The sequence below is a fragment of the Novosphingobium sp. HII-3 genome (assembly GCF_002916655.1).
Taxonomy (GTDB): domain Bacteria; phylum Pseudomonadota; class Alphaproteobacteria; order Sphingomonadales; family Sphingomonadaceae; genus Novosphingobium; species Novosphingobium panipatense.
Genome location: NZ_PPSM01000072.1, coordinates 11,827 through 35,041 on the forward strand (window position 1 = coordinate 11,827; position 23,215 = coordinate 35,041).

A 23,215-nucleotide genomic window follows, 5' to 3' on the forward strand; every position below is an offset into this window, starting at 1 on the left:
GTAGGAGGAGATATACATGGCGACCAAGGTTGCGATCAACGGTTTCGGACGTATCGGGCGTAATGTTGCCCGTGCCATTCTCGAGCGGACCGACCATGACCTCGAACTGGTTTCGATCAACGACCTCGCGAGCGCCAAGGCGAACGCTCTCCTCTTCAAGCGCGACAGCGTGCACGGCGCCTTCGCCGGCACCGTCGAAGTCGATGGTGACGACCTGATCGTCAACGGCAAGCGCATCAAGGTCACTGCCGAGCGCGATCCGGCGAACCTGCCGCATGCCGCCAACGGCATCGACATCGCGCTGGAGTGCACCGGCTTCTTCACCGACAAGGCTTCCGCCTCGAAGCATATCGAAGCCGGCGCCAAGCGCGTACTGATCTCGGCTCCGGCCAAGAACGTCGATCTGACAGTCGTCTACGGCGTCAACCACGACCAGCTCACCGCCGAGCACACCGTTGTGTCAAACGCTTCGTGCACCACCAACTGCCTGGCGCCTTTCGCCAAGGTCCTGCACGAGAAGATCGGCATCGAGCGCGGTCTGATGACCACGATCCACTCGTACACCAACGACCAGAAGATCCTCGACCAGATCCACTCCGATCCGCGTCGCGCGCGCGCTGCCGCGATGAACATGATCCCGACCAGCACCGGTGCCGCCGTTGCCGTCGGCCTCGTTCTTCCCGACCTCAAGGGCAAGCTCGACGGTTCGTCGATCCGCGTTCCCACCCCGAACGTCTCGGTCGTCGACCTGACCTTCGTGCCCTCGCGCGACACCACCGCCGAGGAAGTCAACGCACTGCTCAAGGCGGCTGCGGAAGGCGAACTCAAGGGCGTGCTCGGCTACACCGAAGAGCCGCTCGTATCGATCGACTTCAACCACGATTCGCACTCGTCCACCATCGACAGTCTGGAAACGGCCGTGCTCGAAGGCAAGCTGGTGCGCGTACTCTCGTGGTACGACAATGAGTGGGGCTTCTCCAACCGCATGGTCGACACGGCTGGCGTCATGGGCGGCCTGCTCTAAAACCTGCGATGGTGACGGGGCGCCTCATCGGCATCGCGCGGCGCAGACGTTCGCGTGCACCGATGGAGGATATGCGGTCCGTCACCGTAACTGCCGCCGCGGGAGTCCAGGGGGACTTTCGCGGCGCGGTGCGTCCGGGGCGCGCGCCGCGCCGGCAGATCTCCCTCATGGAGATCGAAAGCTGGGATGCGGCGCTCGATGAGCTGAACGTATCGGATCTCTTCGGAGAGCGTCCTTCGTGGCATTCGCGTCGTGCGAACCTGCTGGTCGAAGGGCTGCGTTTTCCGCGGCAGGCCGGTTACGTGGTGGCCATTGGCCCGACCCTGCGCATCGGAATAACCATGGAATGCGATCCGTGCAGCCGCATGGAGAATGTGGTGCCGGGCCTCGAAGGCGCGCTCATGCCGGACTGGCGGGGCGGCGTGCTGGGTACGGTGCTTGAGGACGGCGCTATCGCCGTGGGCGACGAGATAAGGATCGAGAGATGACCGCGTTCAAGACCCTTGATGACCTTGGTGACGTGACAGGGAAGGTGGCGCTCGTGCGCGTTGACCTCAACCTGCCCATGCAGGACGGGGCGGTAACGGACGACACCCGCATCCGTGCGGCGGCGCCCACCATTCTCGAACTGAGCGAAAAGGGCGCGAAGGTCCTGCTGCTGGCGCACTTCGGCCGCCCCAAGGGGGAGCGCGTGTCCACGCAGTCGCTTTCGATGGTGGTCGGAGCGGTCGAAAAGACGCTCGGCAAGGAAGTGATGTTCGTTCCCGAAATTGCGGGTGACGTGGTGAAGCAGGCCGTGGGCATCCTGCGCGCGGGTGACATCGCCATCCTCGAGAACACCCGCTTCTGGAAGGGCGAGGAGAAGAACGATCCGGAACTGGCGAAGGCCATTGCCGCCAATGCCGACTTCTACGTCAACGACGCCTTCTCGGCCGCGCACCGCGCCCATGCCACGACCGAGGGTCTGGCGCACGTCCTGCCCGCCTATGCGGGTCGCTCCATGCAGGCCGAACTCGAAGCGCTCGACAAGGCTCTCGGTGCGCCCGAGAAGCCGGTCGCGGCCGTGGTTGGCGGCGCCAAGGTGTCGTCGAAGCTGGATGTGCTGAAGCACCTCGTTACCCAGGTCGACCACCTGATCATTGGCGGCGGCATGGCCAACACGTTCCTTGCGGCGAAGGGGGTGGATGTGGGCAAGTCGCTTTGCGAGCATGACCTGACCGACACCGCAAACGCGATCCTCGCGACTGCGGACGCTTCGGGCTGCACGGTGCACCTGCCGTACGACGTCGTCGTGTCAAAGGAGTTCGCGGCCAATCCGCCGAGCCTGCGCACCTGCAACGTCCATGAAGTGGCGGCGGACGAAATGATCCTCGATGCAGGCCCGGCGGCAGCGGAAACGCTGGGCGACGTGCTGAAGACCTGCCGCACGCTCGTTTGGAACGGGCCGCTCGGCGCTTTCGAGATGGCACCGTTCGACGCGGCCACCGTCGCGTTGGCGAAGACCGCCGCCGCGCTTACGGCGGAAGGCTCGCTGATCTCCGTCGCCGGCGGTGGTGACACGGTGGCGGCGCTCAACCATGCCGGGGTTGCACAGGACTTCACTTACATCTCGACGGCCGGCGGTGCCTTCCTCGAATGGATGGAAGGCAAGGAGCTGCCCGGCGTCGCGGCGCTGTCTGCCTGATTGCCTCCTGGCCCCGCCCCACCGTCGGGCGGAGGACCTGAATTGCTCGCTGGCGGCGGAAACCCCTAAGAGGGATTTGCCGCCAGTCGAAGCCCGTCCCGGTGTGGGACGAACGATGACACGAAAGCCTTCGGAAGTGCCCCGCGCATGAACGCCAGTGACCGAGCAGCGCCGCCCTGGCAGGGCCGGTATGTTACCCTTGACGGCATGCGAGGCATTGCGGCGCTCGGCGTGGCGCTTTTTCACTACAACATCTCGCAGGCGCCGCACGGCTATGTCGCGGTTGACTTCTTCTTCGCGCTGTCCGGCTTTGTGTTGTGCCGCACGTACCTGCCGCGCTGGCGCGCCGGACTGACGAGCGTGCAATTCATGAAGCAGCGCCTCGTTCGGCTTTATCCGCTGTTCCTGGCGGGAATCGTCATCACCACGCTATCCGCCGTCTCGAACCGGTGGACGGGCAGGGGCGATATCTTCAGCTATGAGAAGATCGCGAGCTCGCTGCCCTTCAACGCGCTGATGCTGCCTTCACCGTTCACGCACACCCTTTTCCCTCTGAACGTGCCGGCGTGGTCCCTGTTCTTCGAACTTGTGGCCAGCCTGGCGCTGGTCCTTGTCCTGTTCCGGCTGCCCCGGAAGGGGCAGGTGGCGGTGGCGGCGGCGTCCGCCTGCATCTTCGTTCCCGCCGTGCTGGCGAATGGTGGCGGCAACATCGGTCCGCTCTGGAGCCAGCTTGGCATTTCACTGGTGCGTACGGCCATGTCCTTCACGGGCGGGGTTCTGCTCGCCCAACTGCCCGCCAAGGACATCCGTCACCCGGGATGGCTCGGCGTGTTCTGCCTCTTCGCCATAGTCACGATGCTCGTGGCGAATCCGCAGGCCATCCCGAAGGCGTGGTACGACCTTGCCTGCAGCCTGTTCGTGGCTCCCGCGCTGGTCTGGCTCGGATCGCGCGGAGAGCCGTCGCGGGTGCTGGTGCCCGTCGCGTGGTTCCTGGGAGAGGTGTCCTATGCAGTCTACGCGGTCCATTGGGGACTGATGGAGCCGCTTCGCTGGTTCAAGGATGATCTCGGCTGGAACCCTGCGCTCATGGGAGCGCTATACCTTTCCGCATGCGTGGGGCTGGGGTGGTTGTGTGTACGCTACATCGACATTCCGCTTCGCCGTCGTCTCAACATTCTGCTGCACGCCCGGGCACGCCACGTGCCCCCGCGCAGCGTACCGAATTAACGGATGCCTTAGTTGCGAACGAGGGGAGCGCAGCGTAGGCTAAGATCAAGTTACCGAACACCTCAGGAGGAGAAACCATGCAGTATTCGGAAATGACCGCCAAAATGGCCGCCGGTAACGGTTTTATCGCGGCGCTGGATCAGAGCGGCGGTTCTACGCCCAAGGCGCTCAAGGGCTACGGGATCGAAGAAGGCGCCTGGTCGAACGAGGAGGAAATGTTCGGCCTGATCCACGAAATGCGCGCCCGCATTATTTCGTCGGACGCGTTCACCGGTGAAAAGGTCATTGGTGCGATCCTGTTTGAGCGCACCATGGACGGCACCGTCAACGGAGTGCCCACCCCGCAGGCGCTGATCGCCAAGGGCGTGGTCCCGTTCATCAAGATCGACAAGGGCCTTGAGGATGAAGTGAACGGCGTGCAGCTGATGAAGCCGATGCCGACGCTGGACGAACTGCTCACCCGTTCGAAGGCGCTGGGTGTCTACGGCACGAAGGAGCGTTCGGTCATCAACTCCGCCAACGCCGAAGGCATCGCCGCCGTCGTCAAGCAGCAGTTCGAGGTCGGCAAGCAGGTGCTCTCGCACGGCATGATGCCGATGATCGAGCCGGAAGTGAACATCAAGAGCGAAACTCGCGCTGAGTGTGACACGATCCTCCTGGCCGAGATCCTGAAGAACCTCGACGCGCTGCCCGAGGGGCAGCAGGTCATGCTGAAGCTGTCGCTGCCGGTCGTTCCGGGCACTTTCGATCCGTTGGTCGAGCATCCGAAGGTGCTGCGCGTCGTCGCCCTCTCGGGCGGCTACTCGCGTGCGGAAGCGTGCGTTGAACTGTCGAGGAACAAGGGGATCATCGCGAGCTTCAGCCGGGCCCTGCTGTCGGACCTGCGCTCGCAGATGAGCGATGCGGAATTCGACGCAGCTCTGGGCGAAGCCATCGCCGAGATCCACAAGGGTTCGACGCAGAAGGCCGAAGCGGCAGCTGCCGTCTAATCTTCACGAACCTTCGTCAGTGAGGGCGGCATCCGAGCGGGTGCCGCCTTTGCTATGTTCAGTATCCGCCCACGAAGCGGAAGCCGAACCGGTAGGCGGCCGGATCGATGGCGCCGCTGCCGCTGCCCGTCATCTTGTCGGGGCTGGTCCGGACCAGTTCCAGCGTGCCGTCAGCCACCCGCGCCGGCTTGCCGGACGTCAGTTCCAGTTCGCCGCCGGTCCCGGTCTCGATGCGGATCCGCAACCGGACCTGTCCGGCCCAGACGCAGCGTGCGTTTATCGGGCAGCGGCTGTCCTCCAGCACCTGCAGCGGGGTGAGGCGCGGACCATCGACGGCGACGGTCTGGCCGAGTGCCGCGTATATGAGCCTGTCCTGCACGGCAGGCGGTGGGACAGGGTTGTAATCGACCGGCGGTGTATAGACAGGAGCGGGCGTGTAGGCGGGCACAGGCTGCGCTACCGGTGCGGCTCCGATGCGCGACGGGTCCGCAGGAGGAATAAGCGTGCAGCCGGCAAGGGCGAGCGCAGGGGCGAGAAGAAGGCCGGTCGTTTTCATTGAGCCGAGGATGTGCATTGCTCCCTGAACAGTTTTCGAATGCCGGTGTTACCGTGCGGCCTGCGGCATTGCCAGTAGAGCGCCCGAAGGAATTCCGAAGGCATGATCCAGCCGTGTCGTCGTGAGGGCTTCATGATGCTGTCCTGCCAACGAGGTCTTTTCCTGTCCGCCGCGAAGCGGTAGGGCCGACGCCATGACAGACGAAGCCGAGATCCCCCGCGAGCCCACGCAGCTTTACCTGATTTCGCCGTTGGACGTCGGCGGCGGCTTTCCCGATCGTCTTGCACGCGCGCTCGATGCCGCAGAAGTGGCGGCATTCCAGTTCCGGGTGAAGGATCTGGACCAGCATGCCGCAGCCCGGCTGGCAGAACCGCTGCAGAAGATCTGCGCGGATCGGGACGTAGCGTTCATCGTGAACGATTCGATCAGCCTTGCCAAACGGCTCGGCGCGGACGGGGTTCACATCGGGCAAGGCGACGGAACCGTGCAGGAAGCGCGGGAAGCGTTGGGACGCGATGCGCAGATCGGCGTGACCTGCCACGACAGCCGCCATCTTGCTATGGAGGCCGGTGAAGCGGGTGCGGATTACGTCGCGTTCGGTGCATTCTTCCCGACCACCACGAAGGAGACGAAGCACGTCGCCGGGCTTGACCTGCTGGAGTGGTGGCAGTCCATCTTCGAGATCCCCTGTGTCGCCATCGGCGGCGTGACGCCCACGAACTGTGCGGATCTTGCGCGTGCGGGTGCCGACTTCGTCGCCGCTTCAGGGGCGGTGTGGAATGGCGACGAAGAAGCCGCCGTCAAGGCCTTCCACGAGGCCCTGACGGCACTCTGAACCGAGCGGGGAAAGGCGGGCGCTCGGCCGGGGTCGGCCGCCAGGCCAACACAGCACATGGCGCTCAGAAGTCAATCTTCGCAATGACTTCTTCGCCGAACTTCTGTGCCTGGTCGAGGTATTCGGCGCGCGTTCGCGTGTAGATCGTCGCCCCTGAACCGTCCACCCCGAGGGACTTGAGGTGGGCGAAGTGGTCAAGCGCCTCCTGCGCGTTCCACCCGGCCTTCACGCTGTAGGTCGAGGACGCGATGACCTGGGGCGGGACGGTGCGGCCTACCTTTTCGCAGTGCTCTGCCATGTAGCCGATGGCGGCGAGGATGTCCTCGTCGCCCTCGAGATTGGCGGTGCGGGCCGTATCGGTCACGGCCTTTGGCACGAAGAACGGGTGCCATGCGTCGCCCAGCTCCACCGCCCGGCGAAGGGCGCGCTTTGAGTTGCCCCCCACGAGCAGCGGCGGGTGCGGGGTCTGCGCGGGCGTGGGCAGCACGCGGTTGCCCAGTGCGGTGTATCCGTTGCCTTCGAAGGTGAAGTCCTTGCCGGTCCAGGCGAGCTTCATCGCCTTCATGTACTCGTCCATGGTGTCGTTGCGGGTGTCGAAGTCCACCCCCAGCGCCTTGTATTCGGCTTTGAGGTAGCCCGCGCCCAACCCTAGAATCACGCGCCCGCCGGTGAAATGGTCGAGGCTGGAAATCGCCCGCGCGGTGATGAACGGATTGCGATACGGCAGGACGAGGATGTTTGTCTGGAGCCGCAGCGTCGTGGTGGCGGCTCCGAGCATGGAGAGCATCACGAAGGGGTCCTGCGCATAATGCCCACCGTTGTCAAGCCACCGGGAGGATGGCACCGGATGATCCGTGACGGAACCGGCGAAGAAGCCCGCCTTCTCCACCGCTTTTGCGATTTCGTGCAGCGCCTCCATCGTTCCCCATTCCCGAGGCTGGTCCACATGTTCGAAGGGCAGGCTGGTGCTGAGGGTGAAGGTCATCGCTCTCTCGTTCGTTACTCGGTGACGTCCGGCGGGAGGATCCAGGTGCCGCCGCGATCCCGCACCCAGCCGCTGGATGCCCAGGAGCCGCCGTCCACGGGGATGATGGTCCCTGTGACGTAGCTCGCCATGGACGAGGCAAGGAACACAGCCACGCGGCCGCACTCCTCGTCGATGCCGGCTCGCCCTGCGGGAATGCGCCTGGCGATGCCATCGGCCTGCGCGGTGCTTGGCTGATGCCAGGTGCTTTCATCCACACGTCCGGTGAGATTGCCGCGGGTTCCGGGTGTCACCGTATAGTCCGGTGCGATGGCGTTGACCCGGATACCGTGTTCGGCGAATTCAAGCGCGAAAGTGCGGGTCAGGTTGTTGATGCCGGCCTTACACGCGGCGTAGACGGCATAGCCGGGCGCCGCGCGGCTGGCCTCGATGCTGGTGACGTTCACGATCGCGCCCCCGCGTCCGCCTGCGATCATCACCGGCACCGCCGCCTGGGTGGCTGCAAGGTTGCTGATCAGGTTGAGGTCGACGTGGCGGCGCCAGTTCTTCTCCGTCATGTCCAGGAATCCGCGCCGGGTGACGCCGCCTGCGTTGTTCACGAGGATGTCGAGTCTGCCGAAAGTGTCTGCGGCGCGGGCAACGGCGCTCTGCAGGGCGTCGATATCCATCACATCGCCCGGGATGCACAGCGCCGTGCGGCCGCGTTCCTTCACCATCCGGGCGACCTGTTCGCAGCGCTCGGGAATGGTTTCGATCATGGCGATGTCGGCGCCCATGTCGGCCATGCACAGTGCGATCGCCCGCCCGATACCGCCTCCGCCGCCGGTCACGAAGGCCACTTGGCCGCTCAGGTCGAGGTCGCTTGCCTGCACAGATCCCCCTCCGCCTCCGAACCCTTTTCGGCTTTGTGATCCCACACCTGCGCTAGAGCGAAGGGCTGAACAGACGGCCAGCATCGGCCAAGTCCGAGGGCTCGTCTATGTCTTTCGCCAGCCCGGGCGAGGTGATCGTCACCGCGTTCAGTCGCAGCCGATCCGCCTCTGCCCTATGCCGGGCGGCGCTGCCTGCTCCATAGTGGAAGGCGAAGGCCGCCGCGTGAGGCAGGGGAAGCGAGAGCGCGTTGGTGCCCGTGCCATGGCGATCCGGCGCGATGCCGACGGTGGCTCCGGGGACCGATGCGAGCCGGACCATGTCCTCCGGCGCGAGCCTGGGAAGGTCGGCCGCCAGGACGACAAGCCGGTCGGGCGGGTTTACTGCCGCTATGGTGCGGAGGGCGTGCATCAAGGCCGGGTTCAGGCCTCCGCCCGGATCCTCGATGGTGTCCCATCCACCGCGGCGAGGCCCTGTCAGGAGCGTCCGGTCCGCCACGCCTTGCGCCACGCCGACGACATGGCGGAGCATGGCCTCCACCAGTGCGCCCCGCTCACGCGGCGACAGAACAGCGGCGAGGCGCGTCTTGCCCTGGCCCGGCGACTTGGCCGCGATGAGCGCCCATACGGTCACGGTATGGCCGGGGCTTCGGCCAGATTGGTGAAGCGGATACCGGCACCATCCGCCTTGTAGGTCCTGTTCATGTAGATGAGGATGGAGGTCAGCGCCTCCGCAGCGGCCGAGTTGGCGAGAGCACCGCCCGAGAGGCCGCGAAGGCCCATGCCAGGGCAGAGGTCGATCACGGTCTGCCGCGCCGCCACGTCGTCCGAGAAGACGAGCACGTCGCAGTCGATGGGATGGTCGGAATCAAGGTGATGGGCCGAGACGTTGTGGAAGGCCGTCACCAGTCGGATGTCGGCGCCGAGATGCGCTCGCGCCTGCATTGCCGCGCTGCCTTCGGCGGGCAGTTGAACACGCATCACCTTGGGCGGCACGAGCGGGACGGTTGTGTCCACGACGACCGCTTCACCCACCCGGTCGCGGATGCCGGCCAGCGTATCGGCCTGGGAGGAATGGGGCACGGTCACGATCACCACGTCCTTGCCTTCGGCCGCATCTGCGTTCGCGGCAAAGTCAGCGGCGCCAAGTTCCTGCGCGGTCGCTTGCGCCTTCTCGGCCGAGCGGGAACCGATGGTGACCTCGTGCCCGGCGCCGACCAAACGGCGCGCGATCCCCTTGCCGAGCGCCCCCGTGCCTCCGATGACAGCGATCCTGGCCATGTCCTGAAATCCCTCCCGCGAAATCTTGCCTCAGGCGATTGTCGTCCCGGGCCGCGCACGTATAAGCTTTGTCCGGGAGAACAGAATGAACCTCGTTCCAGAACTATCCGTGCGACCGCTGACCGGGTTGCCCATGTTCGCCGCCGGGCACTCCATTGCGCAAGCGATTTGCGCAGCCCTCGACGCCAAAAGGGACGCCTTACGCGACGGCGATATCTGTGTCGTCGCGCAGAAGATCGTATCCAAGGTGGAAGGCCGCACGGTGGCACTCGCATCCCTGCAGCCGGGCGCGGAGGCGCAGCGGCTCGCTGAGGCAACCGGTCGGCCAGCGCCGATGGCGCAGGCGATCCTCGACGAAAGTGCCGAGATCCTGCGGCCGCACCCTGCGGCCATCATCGCACGCCATCGCACCGGGCATGTCCTGGCCAATGCCGGTATCGATGCCAGCAACGTGGAAGGCGCGGACGCCGGGACGGTTCTGCTCTGGCCCGTCGATCCCGATGCGTCGGCGCGGCGCCTGCGGGATGAGCTGCAGGTACGGACGGGCGCCCGGATCGGCGTGGTGATTGCGGACTCGATGGGGCGGGCGTGGCGGATCGGCACGGTCGGCACCGCCATCGGCTGCGCAGGCCTCTCCATGATCGAGGATCGGCGCGGAAGGGGAAGCGATCTTTACGGGCGGACGTTGCAGGCCACCGTGATCGCGGTTGCGGATTCGCTGGCGGCCATGGCGAGCCTCGCCATGGGGGAAGGCGACGAAGGGACGCCTGTGGCGCTGGTCCGGGGTGCATCACGCTGGACCACGCAAGAGGACGGACCGGGCGCCGCAAGCGGGCTGCGACCGATTGAACAGGATATGTTTCGATGACGGGAAAGCACGTTCTGGCGCTTAGTGGTGGCGTCGGCGGGGCGAAGCTGGCGGCTGGCCTCGCGGCGACAGTTTCACCACAGGATCTGACACTTGTGGTGAATACCGGTGATGATTTCGAACACCTGGGGCTGACGATCTGCCCTGATATCGACTCCGTCGCTTATGCGCTCGCCGGTCTCAACGACACGTCCCGGGGCTGGGGCGTGAAGGACGAGAGCTGGCAGGCCATGGCGATGTTGCGGTCCCTTGGGGAAGCGGACTGGTTCAATCTTGGCGACCGCGACCTGGGAACGCACATCGCGCGCTCCTGGCGTCTGCGGCAGGGCGACAGCCTGTCCCAGGTCACCGCCGGACTGACCCGCGCGCTGGGTATCGCGCACGCGATAGTTCCGATGAGCGACGCTCCGGTCCGCACCCAGGTCGGCACGGCCGGAGGGTGGCTCGATTTCCAGCGGTACTTCGTGGCGGAGCAGTGCCGGCCCGTCGCCACGGGGGTCCGTTTCAGCGGCGCATCACGGGCTGCGCCGTCACCGGCCTTTGCCGCCGCGCTCGAGAGCCAGGACCTCGGCGCGATCGTGATTTGCCCCTCGAATCCCTACCTCAGCGTCGATCCGATCCTAAGCCTTCCCGGTGTGCGGGAAGCCCTGCGCCATCGCCGGGTGCCGGTGGTGGCGGTGTCGCCTCTCGTGGGCGGGGCATCGCTGAAGGGGCCGCTGGGCAAGCTGCTCGCAGAACTGGGCAGGCCGGTCTCCAACGCCTCCATAGCCGATCACTACGGCGATCTTCTCGACCACATCATCATAGACAGCGCGGACGCCGCCGATGCAGGGGGCTTGCAGGAGAGGGGCCTTTCAGTCACCGTCACGCCCACAGTCATGTGCGCTGCCGGTGACCGGGAGAGGCTAGCGCGCGTAGCACTGAGCGCAGCCGGTATCGAGACAGGATGACCATGGCACGCGACGACACTGCACTTGTATCGAGGCTGCTCACCACACCGCTGGATGAGCTCATGGCAGAGGCCCGCACGCGCCGCGGGTCGCGGTTCGGCAACTACACCCCCGCCAGGATGACCTATTCCCCGAAAGTCTTCATACCGCTTACCCGGCTCTGTGCCGACGTTTGCCATTACTGCACCTTCGCAACCACGCCGTCACGCCTTGAAGCGCCTTACCTCAGCGAGGACGAAGTGCTGCAGATCGCACGGGCCGGGGTCGCTGCCGGGTGCAAGGAGGCGCTGTTCACGCTGGGCGATGCGCCGGAGCGGCGCTACGCGGCCGCGCGCGAATGGCTGGCCGAAAGAGGGTTCAGCCGCACGATCGACTACGTGCGGCACTGCGCGGAGCGAGTGCTGCTCGAGACGGGGCTTCTGCCTCACGTTAACGCCGGTGTGCTGGAGGAGGAGGATTGGCGAATGCTGCGCCCGGTCGCCGCTTCGGTCGGGCTGATGCTGGAAAGCACGTCGGAACGCCTGATGGAAAAGGGCATGTGCCATCACGGCTCGCCCGACAAGGCGCCCGAGGTCCGTCTGGCGTCGTTGGCGGCGGCTGGTCGGGCGCGGCTGCCGACGACCAGCGGCGTCCTGATCGGGATCGGCGAACGTCCTGAGGAACGGATGGGTGCCTTGCTGGCCTTGCGGGATCTTCATGAAGAGCACGGGCACCTGCAGGAAATCATCGTGCAGAACTTCTGTCCCAAGCCCGGCACGAAGATGTCCGGGGCGGCGGAGGCCACGGAAAACGATTTCCTTCGTGTCGTGGCCGCGGCCCGGATCATACTGCCGGATACGGTCTCCCTGCAGGCGCCGCCCAATCTCAATGACGAGCGGCTGCAGGAACTGATCGAGGCGGGAATAGACGATTGGGGCGGGATCTCGCCCGTCACGCTCGACCACGTCAACCCCGAAGCACCCTGGCCCGAGATCGAGCGACTGGAAGCCGTGTGTGCCCGGGCCGGTCTACCGCTGGTGGAGCGCCTGACCATCTATCCCCGCTTCGTGGAGGAAGGCGGCTGGCTGGATGATAGCCTGCGACCGGCGGTCCTGCGGCTGGCGGATGCCGAGGCACTGGGGCGCGACAGCCGGTGGAGCCCCGGCATCGCCGATCGCGCGCCGGGTACGGTCAAGGCGCCTCTCGGCCGTCGCCACGAGGGGCCGGTGGCCTCGCAATTGCATCGCATCCTCGATCGGGCCGCAAGCGGCACGGGGCTGGATGAAGACCAGATCGCGGCACTGTTCGCCACACGTGGCGCGGCCGCGCAGGCGGTGATCGAAGCGGCGGATGTGCTTCGCGCCGAGGTGCAGGGCGACGATGTTACCTACGTGGTGAATCGCAATATCAACTACACCAATATCTGCACCCACGCCTGTTCCTTCTGCGCCTTCAGCAAGACCAGCAGCAAGGCGGGCTTTCGCGACAAACCCTATGACCTCGATCTGGAGGAGATCGCGGCACGCGCGCGGGAGGCGGTGGCGCGCGGCGCGACCGAGGTATGCCTTCAGGGAGGCATCCATCCCCGCTACACGGGCGAGACCTACCTCTCCATTCTGCGGGCGGTGAAGGACGCTTGTCCCCAACTCCACGTGCACGCCTTCTCCCCGCTGGAAGTGAGCCAGGGGGCGCGAACGCTGGAGATGCCGGTGAGCGATTACCTGTCCATGCTCCGGGACGCGGGCCTGGGTTCGCTGCCGGGGACGGCGGCCGAGATCCTTTGCGACGACATTCGCGAGAGGATCTGCCCGGACAAGCTCACCACGCAGGAGTGGCTCGACGTCGTGGCTTCGGCACATCGCGTAGGCCTGCCGACGACCTCGACCATCATGTTCGGTCACCTCGAAAGCCCGCGCCATTGGGCGAAGCACCTTCTTGCGCTGCGCGACCTCCAACTCGACACCGGCGGGATCACCGAGTTCGTGCCGCTTCCGCTGGTCCACATGGAAGCGCCGTTCTATCGCAAGGGCCAATGCCGGAAGGGGCCGACCTGGCGGGAGGCGGTCATGATGCATGCCGTCGCCCGGCTCGCGCTGCACGGAGCGATCGGATCGATACAGGTTTCGTGGGTCAAGCTGGGCATGCCGGGCGCGGCGGCGGTGCTGGCGGCAGGAGCCAACGACCTCGGCGGCGTTCTGATGGACGAGAGCATCAGCCGCGCGGCCGGTGCCTCGCACGGGCAACTCGCCGACGTGGCGGACATGCGCGCGGCCGCTGAAAGCGTCGGGCGCCGCCTGCGCCAGCGCACGACGCTTTACAAGGATGTCACCGCCGAAATGGCCTGATGATCGCCTGTGAGCGGCTGCCCCGGCACCCGGGGCAGCCATTCCTCACATGGCGCGAATGTGCTGCCACATGGGTTCGGGCATCCACGTGTACTCGATGTAGTGTCCGAAGACATTGCGGGCATCGAGGTAAAGGAATTTCAGCCCGCCCTCGGCTTCAGCCGAAAGGTCGCGCTCCATCGCGACGGGGAACTCCTGCGCATCGACACGGGACCGAAAGTCGGCCCAGTCCGGCACGCGAAAGCAGATGTGGTGGAACCGCAGGGGCCCGCCGTTCGACAGACAGTTGGCGTAAAGGCCCACCTCGTCGATTTCGTTCTCGATCAGCTCGTACTGCAGGTCGCCGATCCAGATGAAGCAGATGCGGCCCCTCTGGCGCTTCGGCCCCCCCGGCGTGACGACCGTCTGGTCGACCGGAATGATGACAGGGTCCTTTTCCAGCCCGCGGCCGCGAAAAAGGTCGATACCTGCCTCCAGGTCGTCACAGACGTAGGCGTTCTGGTAATGGAGCCCTTCCAGCATCTCAGCCCTCCCGCGCGATGTCGTAGCGCGAGAGATACCGTTCGAAGAGCGGCTCCAGGTCCGCCTTCGAAAGACCGTACTGAGCCAGCTTGTATTCGTGGCGGCCGAACTTGTCCTGCGGGTTGTCGTTCACCCACTGCTGGATGCCCACCTCGGCCTCGGAGGTCCATTCGTCCCCCAGGGCGGCGTAGACCTTCCTGGTGGCGGCCACCGGATCGCTGACGAGATCGGCGTAATGCACGTCGATGATCTTGTCCTCACCGTACATGTCGCGGAAATCCATGATCCGGTTGGCGTGCTCGGCCGCTTGCCAGGGGTAGTCTTCCTTGAGCCACTCGGCGTCGATCCTGCCCATGTGCGCCATATGGCTGAGCGAGATGATCGAACACAGCGATCCCGTGGCGGTGAACGGGTCGCGGTGCGTCCAGATGACACGGGCATCGGGGTAGACCTTGAAGATCGTTTCCAGCCACAGCGCATGGCTCGGCTTCTTGACGTTCCAGACGCCGCCCGCGTGGTGCTGCAGCACCTGCAGGAACTTCTTGTGGTACTCGTACGCGCTCGTCATGTCGCAGGAGAAGATGAAGTCCTTGTACAGCGGCAGCTTGCCCTTGGACTCGATCATCAGCGTCTTGAAATCGTGCGCCATGAAGAACACGCACTCGTTCGGATAGATGGCAGAGCCGCGGTAGTACTTGCCCATGGCCGGGTTTGCCGCCAGCGCGGCCTTTTCCTGTGCGAGACGGCTGGTCGCACGGGGATCCGTGGTCAGCAGCGCGTTGGACCCCACCGGCGGCACCGGGTCGTCGATCTCCCAGGTGAGGGGCGAACGGCGCGCGGGGTCGGCCGCAAGCAGGTTGGACATCAGCGTGGTGCCGGTGCGCGGCACGCCCATGACGAAGACCGGCCGCTCGACCGGGCGCTCGAGCAACTGGGGATTGTCGCGGAGGTACTGCGACACCTTGAGGCGGCCGCGCAGATAATGAAGGGTGTCGTTGCGCGCGCGCTCGATGCCGCCGTCGGTCATCCAGCCCCGGTCAATGCCTTCGTTGAACGAGCGCGTGAAAACGTCGAAGCCTTCGCGCCAGCTGTCGTTGTCGAAGCTGTCGATGCCGGTGTCCTTGATCGCCTGCTCGACCAGAGCGTCAGGTACGAGTCGTTCGGCGGCAGTCGTGGCCATGATGCGGTTGTCCTCTCCCATCGGCCTGTGCGGCCGTTCATGAGGGAAGAGTAATCGTCCCTCACACCTGCAAGGCAACGCGCTTGGAGTGCCAGATCCGGACGTTATGTCGATTTCCGGTCAAGACCCGACGGGCTGCTCAAGCGCACGCCCCTGCCGCTGCCGGAAGGTACTGGGGCTTGCTCCGACAGCGCGGCGGAAGGCGAAGGTGAAGCTGGAAGGGGACGCGAAGCCCATGGAAAAGGCGATCGTCTTGACGCTCTCGCCGTCCATGAGGAGTCGCTTGGCCGCCTCCATCCGGCGCTGTTCGATGTAGTCCCCGATCGAACAGGCGCGGCTGACCCGGAAGCCCCGCGTCAACTGCCGGATGGACAGCGAGCAGAGCCTGGCCAGTTCCTCCAGCGAGGGCGCCGCCGAGTAGTCGGCCAGGCGCTCGTCGATCAGCCGCAGGCGCCAGCCGGAAAGGCCGCCGGTCACGGGACGCTCCGCCACCTCCAGGCAATGACGGGCCAGTTCGATGGCCAGCTGGCTGCCAAGCAAGGCCAACATCTTCTGCCAGGCCAGCCCGGGGTGGCGCACCTCGGACGTGATGCGAAAGAGGAGGGCGCGGATCTGTGCGCTGCCGATGTCGAGCGCGGCGGCGAGGTGCGCGTCGTCCCAGCTGAGGCTCTGGCCCGCAAGATCGTGAACAAGCGCCGCGTCGATCGTACAGATCAGTGATACCTGCCGGCCGGTGCCACCCTTGATGGACAGCTCCTCGCCCGGAGGAATCACGAAGATGTCACCCAGCCGCTCCAGCCGGTGCGGCCCCCAACGGTGCCGATACCCTCCGCGAGACTGCAGCGGACGCGGGGTAAGGCACATGTTGACATGGTAGCCCTCTGCAACGGCGTGCCGGGTGTCCGTAGGTGTCGGTATGTCGAAACGCACAAGCTGGGCGCAGATGCCGTCGCTCTCAAGGCGAGCATCCACGCTCATGGAGGGGCGTTGCACTTCGTCAGGCATCATCGGCGTCTCTCCGGCGCAAGGGATCGCTATATGTCCCGAACGCCACGTTCCGACCGTATTTCTATGGCGCTCGGGCTTGCGGGACAACGCCCCGCCCCTGAACATCGCGGCCACGAATGCGCCGCCTGAAGGCGTGAACCGGGATCGAGGGAGAAAGTGATGGCCAAGGGCCTGTTTGACTGCACGGGCAAGGTGACGGTGGTGACCGGAGGCAACGGCGGCATCGGTTTCGGCTTTGCCATGGGTGTGGCCAAGATGGGCGGTGATGTCGCGATCTGGGCCCGCAACGCCGAGAAGAGCGCGAAGGCCAAGGCAGAGCTTGAAGCGGCCGGCGCGGGACGGGTGATCGCTTACCAGGTCGATGTCTCCGAAGAGGCGAACATCGTTGCGGGCTACAATCAGGTGATGGCGGACTTTGGCCGAGTGGACTGCGTGTTCGCCAACTCCGGCGCATCGCCGCGCTACAACTCGGTCTTCGACATGCCGACGGACCACTGGTATGACTTCCAAAAGACCGCGCTGCACGGCGCCTTCTTCACCCTGCGCGAAGGCGCGAGACTGATGAAGGAGCGCGTCGAGGCTGGAGACGAAAGCGGCGGCAGCCTGGTGGCCTGCGGATCGCTCTCGCTCTTTCAGGGACTGCCCGGCAAGATGGAGTATGCCGCATCGAAATCGGCGGTGGCCGCGGCGATCCGCTGTCTCGCCATCGAACTGGCGCCGCTCGGCATCCGCGCCAACGTCGTCGCGCCGGGCCTGATTATCACGCCAATGATGGGCGAGAGCGCGCAGGCGGAAGCGGTCGCGCAGCACTTTGCGCCGACGATACCGATGAAGCGCACCGGTCGGCCCGCGGATTTCGAAGGAATCGGCGCTTACCTGTGCTCGGACGCCAGCAGCTTCATGACCGGTGAGACCATCACCATCGACGGGGGATACATGGTCCGGCCGTGAGGGCGGCGGACCGGCGAGGAGAGAGGCGAATGGAACTGCTCAGGATCCATGGATCGGGTGACGTGCGGCTGGATGCCTACGAGCGCCCGCCCACCGGTCCCAATGATGTCGTCGTCCGGATGAAGTCAGTCGGGATCTGCGGATCGGACCTGTCCTACATCAAGATTGGCGGCATACCGACGCCCGGGACGCTTACGGCGCTCGGTCATGAAGGCGCTGGGGAGGTGATGGAGGTCGGCCCTTCGGTTGAAGGAATCGCCGTGGGAGACGCGGTCGTCGTCAATCCGATGATGACCCCGGGCAACATCGGGTCGGGCGGGCCGGAAGGCGCCTTTACCCAGGAGCTTCTCGTGCGTGAGGCCCGGCTCGGTGAGTCGATCCTGCCCATCCCCGAGGGGATCGACTTCGACGTCGCCGCCATGTGCGAACCGCTTGCGGTGGCCATGCACGGGGTCAACCGGGCCGAGGTCAAGCCGGGCGACAAGGTCGTCGTGTTCGGCTGCGGACCGATCGGGCTTGGCATGGTGCTGTGGCTGATCGACCGTGGCATTACCGACGTCGTTGCGCTCGATCTGGCGGAGGAGCGGCTGGAACGCGCACGCGCTCTTGGTGTGCAGGCCGCGCTTGATCCGACGAGGGTGGATCTGCGCGCGGAACTCGCACGTCTTCATGGCGAGGTGCCGAGTTACGGCCGCGTGGGCGTGGGTACGGACGCCTATATCGACGCCGCGGGTGCGCCCAACATCCTGACCGAGGTCATAATGATGGCCAAGCTTCACGCCCGGCTCGTCATTACGGCGGCGTATATGAAGCCGATCGAATTCCCCGCCGGGCGTATGCTGACCAGCGAGATGACGATCACGACGGCCGTCGGCTACCCGACAGAGATGCCCGCGGTGATCGCTGCCATGCCGCGCCTGAAGGACAAGATCGCCGGCATGATCAGCCACAAGCTGCCCTTCAGCGAAGTCATGAAAGGCCTTGAGATCGCCGCCATGCCGCAGTCGGCCAAGGTCATGATCGGATTTGAGGAGAACTGAAATGAGCGAGGTGAAAGACGCCGGGCCAAAGCTTGCCAATCTGGTGCGTTCGGGTGACGAGCAGACTGCGGCCATTGCCGTGACGGATTTCGTCTTCCAGGCGAACGACATCTCCAATGCCTATCTGGTGACCACCAGCGAAGGCGATGTGATGATCAATACCGGATTTATGGACAACGCCGAGCGGACGAAGCGGCTGCTGGAACCGCATCGCACGGGTCCGCTGGCCTTCATCATCCTGACGCAGAGCCACGCGGATCACTATGGTGGCGTACCCGACTTTGTGGAAGAGGGCACTCAGGTCGTGGGCGGTCCCGGCTTCAATGAAGCGCTTGGCGACATGATGAGGCTTCAGCCCTTCTTCGGTCCCCGCAGCGGAAAGCTGTGGGGGGCCACGCTGAAACGCGGCAATACCCCGAAGGCCGCTCCAGAGGTGAAGCCCGACATTCTTGTCGACCGCCGCCTGACCATGGAACTGGGCGGACGCTGCTTTGAACTGATCTCCACGCCCGAAGGAGAGACGATCGACAGCCTGACCGTCTGGATGCCGCGCGAAAAGATCGCCTTCACCGGAAACCTGTTCGGGCCGGTGTGGCTATCCATGCCCTTTCTCAACACCTTGCGCGGAGACAAGCCGCGTCTCGTCCGCAATTACCTGAAGTCCCTCGAGACGGTGCGTGATCTCGGCCCCGAGATCGTCATCACCGGCCACGGTGAAGCGATCCGAGGCAAGGACCGCATCCGGGCCGACCTCGACAGGCTGCACGCCGCCGTCTCCTACGTCCGCGATTACACACTGGGCGGCATGACGGAAGGGCGCGATGTTCATAGCCTGATGCGCGATTTCGCCTGGCCTGAGGGGCTTGCGATCGGCGAATACCACGGCAAGGCGAGTTGGGCCGTCAAGTCGATCTGGCGGGAGTATTCGGGCTGGCTGCATTACGAGGAGGGCACGACGGCCCTCTACGGTGTGCCCAGGACAAGCGTGGATGCCGACCTTGTCGAGCTTGCAGGCGGCGCGGACATCCTGGCCGCGCGCGCGCAGGCGAAGCTCGACGGCGGGGCTCCGTTGGAAGCCATACACCTTACGGACATCGCCTTGAGTGCCGAGCCCGCCAACGCCCGCTCGCTCGCCGTGCGCAAGGCGGCGCATGAGGCGTTGCTGAAGGAGAGCGGCGGGAGCAACCTGTCTGAGACGATGTGGCTGCGCTCCGAGATCGCCGCCATGGAAGCGAAGCTGGCGGACTGATCGCGGGCCCCCTCCCGGTCTTGACCGGGAGGGTTCGCAGTTCAGTCCTCGATTGTCACCATGCCGCCGAGAACCGGTCCTCCGGCCACGGCGATGGCCTCCCCCGTGATGTAGCTTGCGGCGTCGCTGACGAGGAACGCCACCAGCTGCGCCACCTCTTCCGGATAGCCGTACCGCCGCAGCGGAAACACGTGAGTGGCGCTGTCCGCATCGAAGCCAGCTTTCTCCCATCCGGCCCGGGCCTTCTCCGTCGCCGTCATGCCGGGCGCCACGGCATTGACGCGTATGCCCACGGGGCCCCACTCGGCGGCCGAGACGCGGGTGAACATCTGCAGCCCGGCCTTCGCTGCGGAATAGGCTGCCACACCCTGCGTGCCGTGCATTCCCGCGACGGACGATATGTTGACGATGCAGCCCCGCACTTTGCGCAGGTGGGGGAAGGCAGCTTGTGAGGCATACATTGCGGAGTTCAGATTCAGCGCGATGTCGCGCTCCCACTTGGCGGGCGGCATCTGGGCGATGCCGACATGCCCGTGAGCGCCCCCCGCGTTGTTGACCAGAATGTCAAGGCGCCCGAAGTGCGTCGCTGCGGTATCGACCATGTTCTGGACCGGGCCCAACTCGCGGACATCCGCCTCGACCGCCAGGCCCCTGCGGCCGAGCACCTCGATCTCTCGCACGACGGCATCGAGGGCAGGGCGCTTGCGTCCGACCGCCACGATGTCGGCACCGCGTTGGGCGAGGAGCAGGGCCGTCGCCCGACCGATCCCCGTGCCAGCTCCGGTAACCACGGCAACGCGGCCGCTCAGGTCGAATTCTTCGAACATGTCCTCTCCTCCCTCACCCGGCCACCGTCGCCGCGATATCCTCCGGAGCAGCGTGCTCTGCGCTTGGCATTGTGCGTGCGTGCCTCTTCACTAGCACCGAACCGCGAACGGCATCGCCCGGATGATCGCCATTGCCGGGCCACCATCCGGCATCGCCATCAAAGATAGTATATACTATCAAACAGTCAGGCAACAGGGACTGGAGCAGAGAGATGAGTGAGCACGATCTTCTGGATCTGGGAGGGCAGGTCGCGATCGTCACCGGAGCCGGGCAGAACGCGGGACGCGCCATCGCGCTGGAGCTATCCCGCCACAATGCCGCAGGCATCGCCGTCAACGACTTCGTTCCGGAGCGGGCCGAGGCAGTGGCGGAGGAAATCCGCAGGACCGGCGTTCCGGCGCTGGCGGTGCCGTTCGATGTCGGAGACCTCGACGCGATCCGCGCGGCGGACGCGGCGATCAAGGAGGCGCTTGGGCCCGCAACCGTGCTTGTCAACAACGCGGGAATGGCAGGCCCCACCGCCCTGCTGAGGCCGAGGGTGAACTTCTGGGAAGAGGATCCTTCGGCCTGGGACCAGTACCTGCGCACCAACCTCTACGGCGTGTACAATGCCTGTTTCGCCTTCATTCCGAACATGGTTGAAGCGAAGAAGGGCCGCATCGTGACGATCGTTTCGGATTCCGGTCGCGTGGGGGAGCCGAAGCTGGCGGTCTATGCTTCAGCGAAGGCCGGGGCCCAGGGCTTCGTGCGCTCCATCGCAAAGGAGGTCGGTCGCTACAACGTGACCTGCAACGCCGTTTCGTTGTCCTCCCTGATGCCAGACATGCCGGAAGAGAAGCTTGCCGAGATCATGGAGAGTGACCGCGCCAAGGCGCAGGTCGCACGCTATATCATCCGCCGCTACGGGAAGTCGACGGATGTGGCGGCGCTGGTTACGTTCCTCTGCTCCGACGCGGCCGAGTGGATCACGGGCCAGACCTATCCCCTCAACGGCGGATATGCGCCTTCGATGTGATGGAAAGCGGCGCGTCACCGGGACAATCCGGGGTGGAGCGCGCCGCTTTCGATAAAACTTAGTCTCCGTCGATCAGGTTGCCGAAGGAGCCAAGTATCGAGCCTTCGCCTCGATTCTGGCCACCGCGTGAACCGGCGGTCGACAGCATCCGACCCGCCAGGCGCGAGAAGGGCAGGGACTGGATCCACACCTTGCCCGGCCCCCGCAGGCGCGCGAAAAATACGCCTTCGCCGCCGAAAATCATCGACTTGACGGAGCCGGCGCGCACCACGTCGAATTCGACGCTGGGCTGGAAGGCGGCGACGCAGCCGGTATCGACGTGCAGTTCCTCGCCGGGGCGGAGCTCCCGCTCGATGACGGTGCCGCCCATCTGGACGAAGACCCAGCCGTCGCCTTCCAGATTCTGCATGATGAACCCTTCGCCTCCGAAGAGGCCGGTCATGATGCGCTGCTGGAAGTGAATGCCGATGGAGACCCCGCGCGCCGCGCAGAGGAAGGCGTCCTTCTGGCAGATCAGGCGGCCTCCCACGTCGTCCAGCTTGATCGGCAGGATCGCGCCGGGCACGGGTGCGGCAAAGGAGACGCGCGCCTTACCGTGGCCGCGATGCGTGAAGACCGTGGTAAAGAGGCTTTCGCCCGTAACGAGGCGCTTGCCCGCCCCCAGCAGCTTCCCCATGAAACCGCCGCCCTGGTCGGCCGAACCGTCTCCGAAGACCGTGGTCATATCGATCGACGAATCCTTCCAGACCATTGAACCGGCTTCCGCCACCGCGCTTTCCCCCGGATCGAGTTCAATCTCGACAAATTGCAGGTCCTGACCCTTGATCTCGAAGTCGACGTCATCCGAAATCGACGAATTACGGCTGTGACTCCAGGGGCTATTCGCCATCGTAAAACTCCAGTTACCGGCCTGCTTGCCGACATTTGCGATAAACTGGGTTTGGTTTCGCCAAGATGACTTGTCAAACCACGGCCGTCGGATATCTTCGGGCGTTCAACGAACACTGGCTGACGACTTGGCCTCATCAAAGAGCTCGGCGCAGACCGGCGCAGAACAGTGTCTCGGGAGAGGAAAATCGCTGATGAACGCTCGAATTGCGTCCTGTGTCCTGGCTTCCCTGCTTCTTGCCGGTGCGGCGCACGCCAACACGGCCACCCCTGCGCCCGCCAAGCTGGCCAGCAACAGCTTCAATGCCCCCGCGCGCGTCACGGACACGCGCTTCGACGCCGCAGCCCATGTGGAGCGCGGCTATAATCTTCTCCGGCAGGGCAAGCACGACCAGGCGGTGAAGATGTTCGACAAGGTCATCGCCGATTCGGAGCGGCAGTTCGCCGGGGACATGCGCCCGCGCCTGTGCCGCAGTGACGGGCAGGACGCCGCTGGAGCCATCGTGGTCGACAAGGCCCTGTGCGAGGCGCACTTCGGCAAGGGCTTCGCGCTCATCGATCTCGGCCGTGGCGACCTCGCGGAAAACGAGCTGCGGAAGGCATCGCAGATGGCGCCTGCCAACGCGCATTTCACGAATGAATACGCGGAACTGTTCAAGTCCCGGCGCGACTGGCAGCAGAGCTATGACCTCTTCGCGAAGGCCTGGGCCGTTGTCGACAAGACGACCGGCGGGGCAGACACCAAGGTCGCGGCACGCGCGCTGCGCGGAATGGGCTTCACCAAGGCGGCCATGGGACAGTTCGATGCAGCGAAGGGCTTCTACGAACAGTCGCTTCAGTACGATCCGGGAAGCGCAATCGCTCGGGCCGAACTCGGCAACATCGCCCGTCGCACCGCAATCGGTTCCTGATCGTTCGTTCGGCCGCCGCGCCGCCAGGAGG

At 65.2% G+C, this 23,215-nt stretch carries 24 protein-coding genes; 14 read left to right on the forward strand and 10 right to left on the reverse strand.

Features of this window, described 5'->3' with window-relative positions; genetic code table 11:
* Positions 1-16 precede the first annotated feature (16 nt).
* From gap to C2R25_RS18190, 5 genes are all read left to right on the forward strand, one after another.
* Positions 17-1,024, forward strand: a complete 1,008-nt coding sequence (gene gap, locus C2R25_RS18170) for a type I glyceraldehyde-3-phosphate dehydrogenase (RefSeq protein ID WP_103730522.1) — start codon at positions 17-19, stop codon at positions 1,022-1,024.
* Positions 1,025-1,086: 62 nt separating this feature from the next.
* Positions 1,087-1,512: an MOSC domain-containing protein gene (locus C2R25_RS18175; protein WP_103730624.1), complete on the forward strand. Its 426-nt coding sequence runs from the start codon at positions 1,087-1,089 to the stop codon at positions 1,510-1,512.
* The gene (pgk, locus tag C2R25_RS18180; RefSeq protein WP_103730523.1) at positions 1,509-2,708 is read left to right on the forward strand and encodes a phosphoglycerate kinase; all 1,200 of its coding nucleotides are present in this window, start codon (positions 1,509-1,511) and stop codon (positions 2,706-2,708) included. Before C2R25_RS18175 ends, pgk begins: the two co-directional genes overlap by 4 nt.
* 147 nt (positions 2,709-2,855) lie before the next feature.
* Positions 2,856-3,935, forward strand: a complete 1,080-nt coding sequence (locus C2R25_RS18185) for an acyltransferase (protein ID WP_103730524.1) — start codon at positions 2,856-2,858, stop codon at positions 3,933-3,935.
* A 77-nt stretch (positions 3,936-4,012) separates the two neighbouring features.
* Positions 4,013-4,924 (forward strand): fructose bisphosphate aldolase, encoded by a 912-nt coding sequence (locus tag C2R25_RS18190; RefSeq protein ID WP_103730525.1) that lies wholly within the window; start codon positions 4,013-4,015, stop codon positions 4,922-4,924.
* A 58-nt stretch (positions 4,925-4,982) separates the two neighbouring features.
* On the opposite strand, the gene C2R25_RS18195 is transcribed toward C2R25_RS18190, so the two are convergent.
* Positions 4,983-5,480, reverse strand: coding sequence for a hypothetical protein (locus tag C2R25_RS18195; protein WP_199183871.1), 498 nt, complete (start codon positions 5,478-5,480; stop codon positions 4,983-4,985).
* A gap of 193 nt (positions 5,481-5,673) precedes the next feature.
* On the opposite strand from C2R25_RS18195, the gene thiE reads away from it, so the two are divergent.
* Positions 5,674-6,315: a thiamine phosphate synthase gene (thiE, locus tag C2R25_RS18200; RefSeq protein ID WP_103730526.1), complete on the forward strand. Its 642-nt coding sequence runs from the start codon at positions 5,674-5,676 to the stop codon at positions 6,313-6,315.
* A gap of 64 nt (positions 6,316-6,379) precedes the next feature.
* Here thiE and C2R25_RS18205 read toward each other — a convergent pair whose 3' ends face one another.
* The 4 genes from C2R25_RS18205 to npdG are packed head-to-tail and all read right to left on the reverse strand — an operon-like array spanning position 6,380 to position 9,450.
* Positions 6,380-7,300 carry a TIGR03619 family F420-dependent LLM class oxidoreductase gene (locus tag C2R25_RS18205; protein WP_103730527.1) on the reverse strand — a complete coding sequence of 307 codons (921 nt, stop codon included), beginning with the start codon at positions 7,298-7,300 and terminating at the stop codon, positions 6,380-6,382.
* Between the two features lie 14 nt (positions 7,301-7,314).
* Entirely contained in the window at positions 7,315-8,172 is an 858-nt protein-coding gene (locus C2R25_RS18210) for an SDR family NAD(P)-dependent oxidoreductase (protein WP_233204131.1), read from the reverse strand.
* Between the two features lie 52 nt (positions 8,173-8,224).
* Complete coding sequence (gene cofC / locus C2R25_RS18215) at positions 8,225-8,803, reverse strand: 2-phospho-L-lactate guanylyltransferase (RefSeq protein WP_103730529.1); 579 nt, start codon at positions 8,801-8,803, stop codon at positions 8,225-8,227.
* Positions 8,800-9,450 (reverse strand): NADPH-dependent F420 reductase, encoded by a 651-nt coding sequence (gene npdG, locus C2R25_RS18220; RefSeq protein WP_103730530.1) that lies wholly within the window; start codon positions 9,448-9,450, stop codon positions 8,800-8,802. The genes cofC and npdG overlap by 4 nt, the downstream gene beginning before the upstream one ends.
* Positions 9,451-9,535: 85 nt before the next feature.
* Here npdG and cofE point away from each other — a divergent pair, with 85 nt between their 5' ends.
* Genes cofE through cofH form a run of 3 tightly spaced genes read left to right on the forward strand, consistent with a single transcriptional unit; the run spans position 9,536 to position 13,592 of the window.
* Positions 9,536-10,318, forward strand: coding sequence for a coenzyme F420-0:L-glutamate ligase (cofE, locus tag C2R25_RS18225; protein WP_103730531.1), 783 nt, complete (start codon positions 9,536-9,538; stop codon positions 10,316-10,318).
* Positions 10,315-11,268, forward strand: coding sequence for a 2-phospho-L-lactate transferase (gene cofD, locus C2R25_RS18230; RefSeq protein WP_103730532.1), 954 nt, complete (start codon positions 10,315-10,317; stop codon positions 11,266-11,268). The genes cofE and cofD overlap by 4 nt, the downstream gene beginning before the upstream one ends.
* Positions 11,265-13,592 (forward strand): 5-amino-6-(D-ribitylamino)uracil--L-tyrosine 4-hydroxyphenyl transferase CofH, encoded by a 2,328-nt coding sequence (gene cofH / locus C2R25_RS18235; RefSeq protein WP_233204133.1) that lies wholly within the window; start codon positions 11,265-11,267, stop codon positions 13,590-13,592. Before cofD ends, cofH begins: the two co-directional genes overlap by 4 nt.
* A gap of 45 nt (positions 13,593-13,637) precedes the next feature.
* Here the strand turns inward: cofH and C2R25_RS18240 are convergent, their stop codons facing one another.
* The 3 genes from C2R25_RS18240 to C2R25_RS18250 all read right to left on the reverse strand — a co-directional run bounded on the left by C2R25_RS18240 (position 13,638) and on the right by C2R25_RS18250 (position 16,272).
* Positions 13,638-14,114, reverse strand: a complete 477-nt coding sequence (locus C2R25_RS18240) for a VOC family protein (protein ID WP_103730533.1) — start codon at positions 14,112-14,114, stop codon at positions 13,638-13,640.
* 1 nt (position 14,115) lies between these two features.
* A complete protein-coding gene (locus C2R25_RS18245) occupies positions 14,116-15,294 on the reverse strand; it encodes a sulfotransferase (protein ID WP_103730627.1) in 1,179 nt (392 codons plus the stop codon).
* Positions 15,295-15,414: 120 nt separating this feature from the next.
* Positions 15,415-16,272 (reverse strand): AraC family transcriptional regulator, encoded by an 858-nt coding sequence (locus tag C2R25_RS18250; protein WP_233204135.1) that lies wholly within the window; start codon positions 16,270-16,272, stop codon positions 15,415-15,417.
* 189 nt (positions 16,273-16,461) lie between these two features.
* On the opposite strand from C2R25_RS18250, the gene C2R25_RS18255 reads away from it, so the two are divergent.
* The 3 genes from C2R25_RS18255 to C2R25_RS18265 are packed head-to-tail and all read left to right on the forward strand — an operon-like array spanning position 16,462 to position 19,542.
* Entirely contained in the window at positions 16,462-17,253 is a 792-nt protein-coding gene (locus tag C2R25_RS18255; protein ID WP_103730535.1) for an SDR family NAD(P)-dependent oxidoreductase, read from the forward strand.
* A gap of 29 nt (positions 17,254-17,282) precedes the next feature.
* Entirely contained in the window at positions 17,283-18,293 is a 1,011-nt protein-coding gene (locus C2R25_RS18260; protein ID WP_103730536.1) for a zinc-binding dehydrogenase, read from the forward strand.
* A gap of 1 nt (position 18,294) precedes the next feature.
* Complete coding sequence (locus C2R25_RS18265) at positions 18,295-19,542, forward strand: MBL fold metallo-hydrolase (RefSeq protein ID WP_103730537.1); 1,248 nt, start codon at positions 18,295-18,297, stop codon at positions 19,540-19,542.
* 41 nt (positions 19,543-19,583) lie between these two features.
* Here the strand turns inward: C2R25_RS18265 and C2R25_RS18270 are convergent, their stop codons facing one another.
* Positions 19,584-20,369 (reverse strand): SDR family NAD(P)-dependent oxidoreductase, encoded by a 786-nt coding sequence (locus C2R25_RS18270; protein ID WP_103730538.1) that lies wholly within the window; start codon positions 20,367-20,369, stop codon positions 19,584-19,586.
* Between the two features lie 212 nt (positions 20,370-20,581).
* Here C2R25_RS18270 and C2R25_RS18275 point away from each other — a divergent pair, with 212 nt between their 5' ends.
* The gene (locus tag C2R25_RS18275) at positions 20,582-21,385 is read left to right on the forward strand and encodes an SDR family NAD(P)-dependent oxidoreductase (RefSeq protein ID WP_103730539.1); all 804 of its coding nucleotides are present in this window, start codon (positions 20,582-20,584) and stop codon (positions 21,383-21,385) included.
* 58 nt (positions 21,386-21,443) lie between these two features.
* On the opposite strand, the gene C2R25_RS18280 is transcribed toward C2R25_RS18275, so the two are convergent.
* The gene (locus C2R25_RS18280; protein ID WP_103730540.1) at positions 21,444-22,274 is read right to left on the reverse strand and encodes a TIGR00266 family protein; all 831 of its coding nucleotides are present in this window, start codon (positions 22,272-22,274) and stop codon (positions 21,444-21,446) included.
* A gap of 193 nt (positions 22,275-22,467) precedes the next feature.
* Between C2R25_RS18280 and C2R25_RS18285 the strand changes: the two genes are divergently transcribed.
* Positions 22,468-23,184, forward strand: coding sequence for a lipopolysaccharide assembly protein LapB (locus C2R25_RS18285; RefSeq protein WP_103730541.1), 717 nt, complete (start codon positions 22,468-22,470; stop codon positions 23,182-23,184).
* Positions 23,185-23,215 lie beyond the last annotated feature (31 nt).

Excerpts from the sequence above, each read along its gene's own strand:
- gap (WP_103730522.1), top strand. The coding sequence starts at position 17 with ATGGCGACCAAGGTTGCGATCAACGGTTTCGGACGTATCGGGCGTAAT.
- C2R25_RS18175 (WP_103730624.1), top strand. The coding sequence starts at position 1,087 with ATGGAGGATATGCGGTCCGTCACCGTAACTGCCGCCGCGGGAGTCCAG.
- pgk (WP_103730523.1), top strand. The coding sequence starts at position 1,509 with ATGACCGCGTTCAAGACCCTTGATGACCTTGGTGACGTGACAGGGAAG.
- C2R25_RS18185 (WP_103730524.1), top strand. The coding sequence starts at position 2,856 with ATGAACGCCAGTGACCGAGCAGCGCCGCCCTGGCAGGGCCGGTATGTT.
- C2R25_RS18190 (WP_103730525.1), top strand. The coding sequence starts at position 4,013 with ATGCAGTATTCGGAAATGACCGCCAAAATGGCCGCCGGTAACGGTTTT.
- C2R25_RS18195 (WP_199183871.1), bottom strand. The coding sequence starts at position 5,480 with ATGAAAACGACCGGCCTTCTTCTCGCCCCTGCGCTCGCCCTTGCCGGC.
- thiE (WP_103730526.1), top strand. The coding sequence starts at position 5,674 with ATGACAGACGAAGCCGAGATCCCCCGCGAGCCCACGCAGCTTTACCTG.
- C2R25_RS18205 (WP_103730527.1), bottom strand. The coding sequence starts at position 7,300 with ATGACCTTCACCCTCAGCACCAGCCTGCCCTTCGAACATGTGGACCAG.
- npdG (WP_103730530.1), bottom strand. The coding sequence starts at position 9,450 with ATGGCCAGGATCGCTGTCATCGGAGGCACGGGGGCGCTCGGCAAGGGG.
- cofE (WP_103730531.1), top strand. The coding sequence starts at position 9,536 with ATGAACCTCGTTCCAGAACTATCCGTGCGACCGCTGACCGGGTTGCCC.
- cofD (WP_103730532.1), top strand. The coding sequence starts at position 10,315 with ATGACGGGAAAGCACGTTCTGGCGCTTAGTGGTGGCGTCGGCGGGGCG.
- cofH (WP_233204133.1), top strand. The coding sequence starts at position 11,265 with ATGACCATGGCACGCGACGACACTGCACTTGTATCGAGGCTGCTCACC.
- C2R25_RS18240 (WP_103730533.1), bottom strand. The coding sequence starts at position 14,114 with ATGCTGGAAGGGCTCCATTACCAGAACGCCTACGTCTGTGACGACCTG.
- C2R25_RS18245 (WP_103730627.1), bottom strand. The coding sequence starts at position 15,294 with ATGGCCACGACTGCCGCCGAACGACTCGTACCTGACGCTCTGGTCGAG.
- C2R25_RS18250 (WP_233204135.1), bottom strand. The coding sequence starts at position 16,272 with ATGAGCGTGGATGCTCGCCTTGAGAGCGACGGCATCTGCGCCCAGCTT.
- C2R25_RS18255 (WP_103730535.1), top strand. The coding sequence starts at position 16,462 with ATGGCCAAGGGCCTGTTTGACTGCACGGGCAAGGTGACGGTGGTGACC.
- C2R25_RS18260 (WP_103730536.1), top strand. The coding sequence starts at position 17,283 with ATGGAACTGCTCAGGATCCATGGATCGGGTGACGTGCGGCTGGATGCC.
- C2R25_RS18265 (WP_103730537.1), top strand. The coding sequence starts at position 18,295 with ATGAGCGAGGTGAAAGACGCCGGGCCAAAGCTTGCCAATCTGGTGCGT.
- C2R25_RS18270 (WP_103730538.1), bottom strand. The coding sequence starts at position 20,369 with ATGTTCGAAGAATTCGACCTGAGCGGCCGCGTTGCCGTGGTTACCGGA.
- C2R25_RS18275 (WP_103730539.1), top strand. The coding sequence starts at position 20,582 with ATGAGTGAGCACGATCTTCTGGATCTGGGAGGGCAGGTCGCGATCGTC.
- C2R25_RS18280 (WP_103730540.1), bottom strand. The coding sequence starts at position 22,274 with ATGGCGAATAGCCCCTGGAGTCACAGCCGTAATTCGTCGATTTCGGAT.
- C2R25_RS18285 (WP_103730541.1), top strand. The coding sequence starts at position 22,468 with ATGAACGCTCGAATTGCGTCCTGTGTCCTGGCTTCCCTGCTTCTTGCC.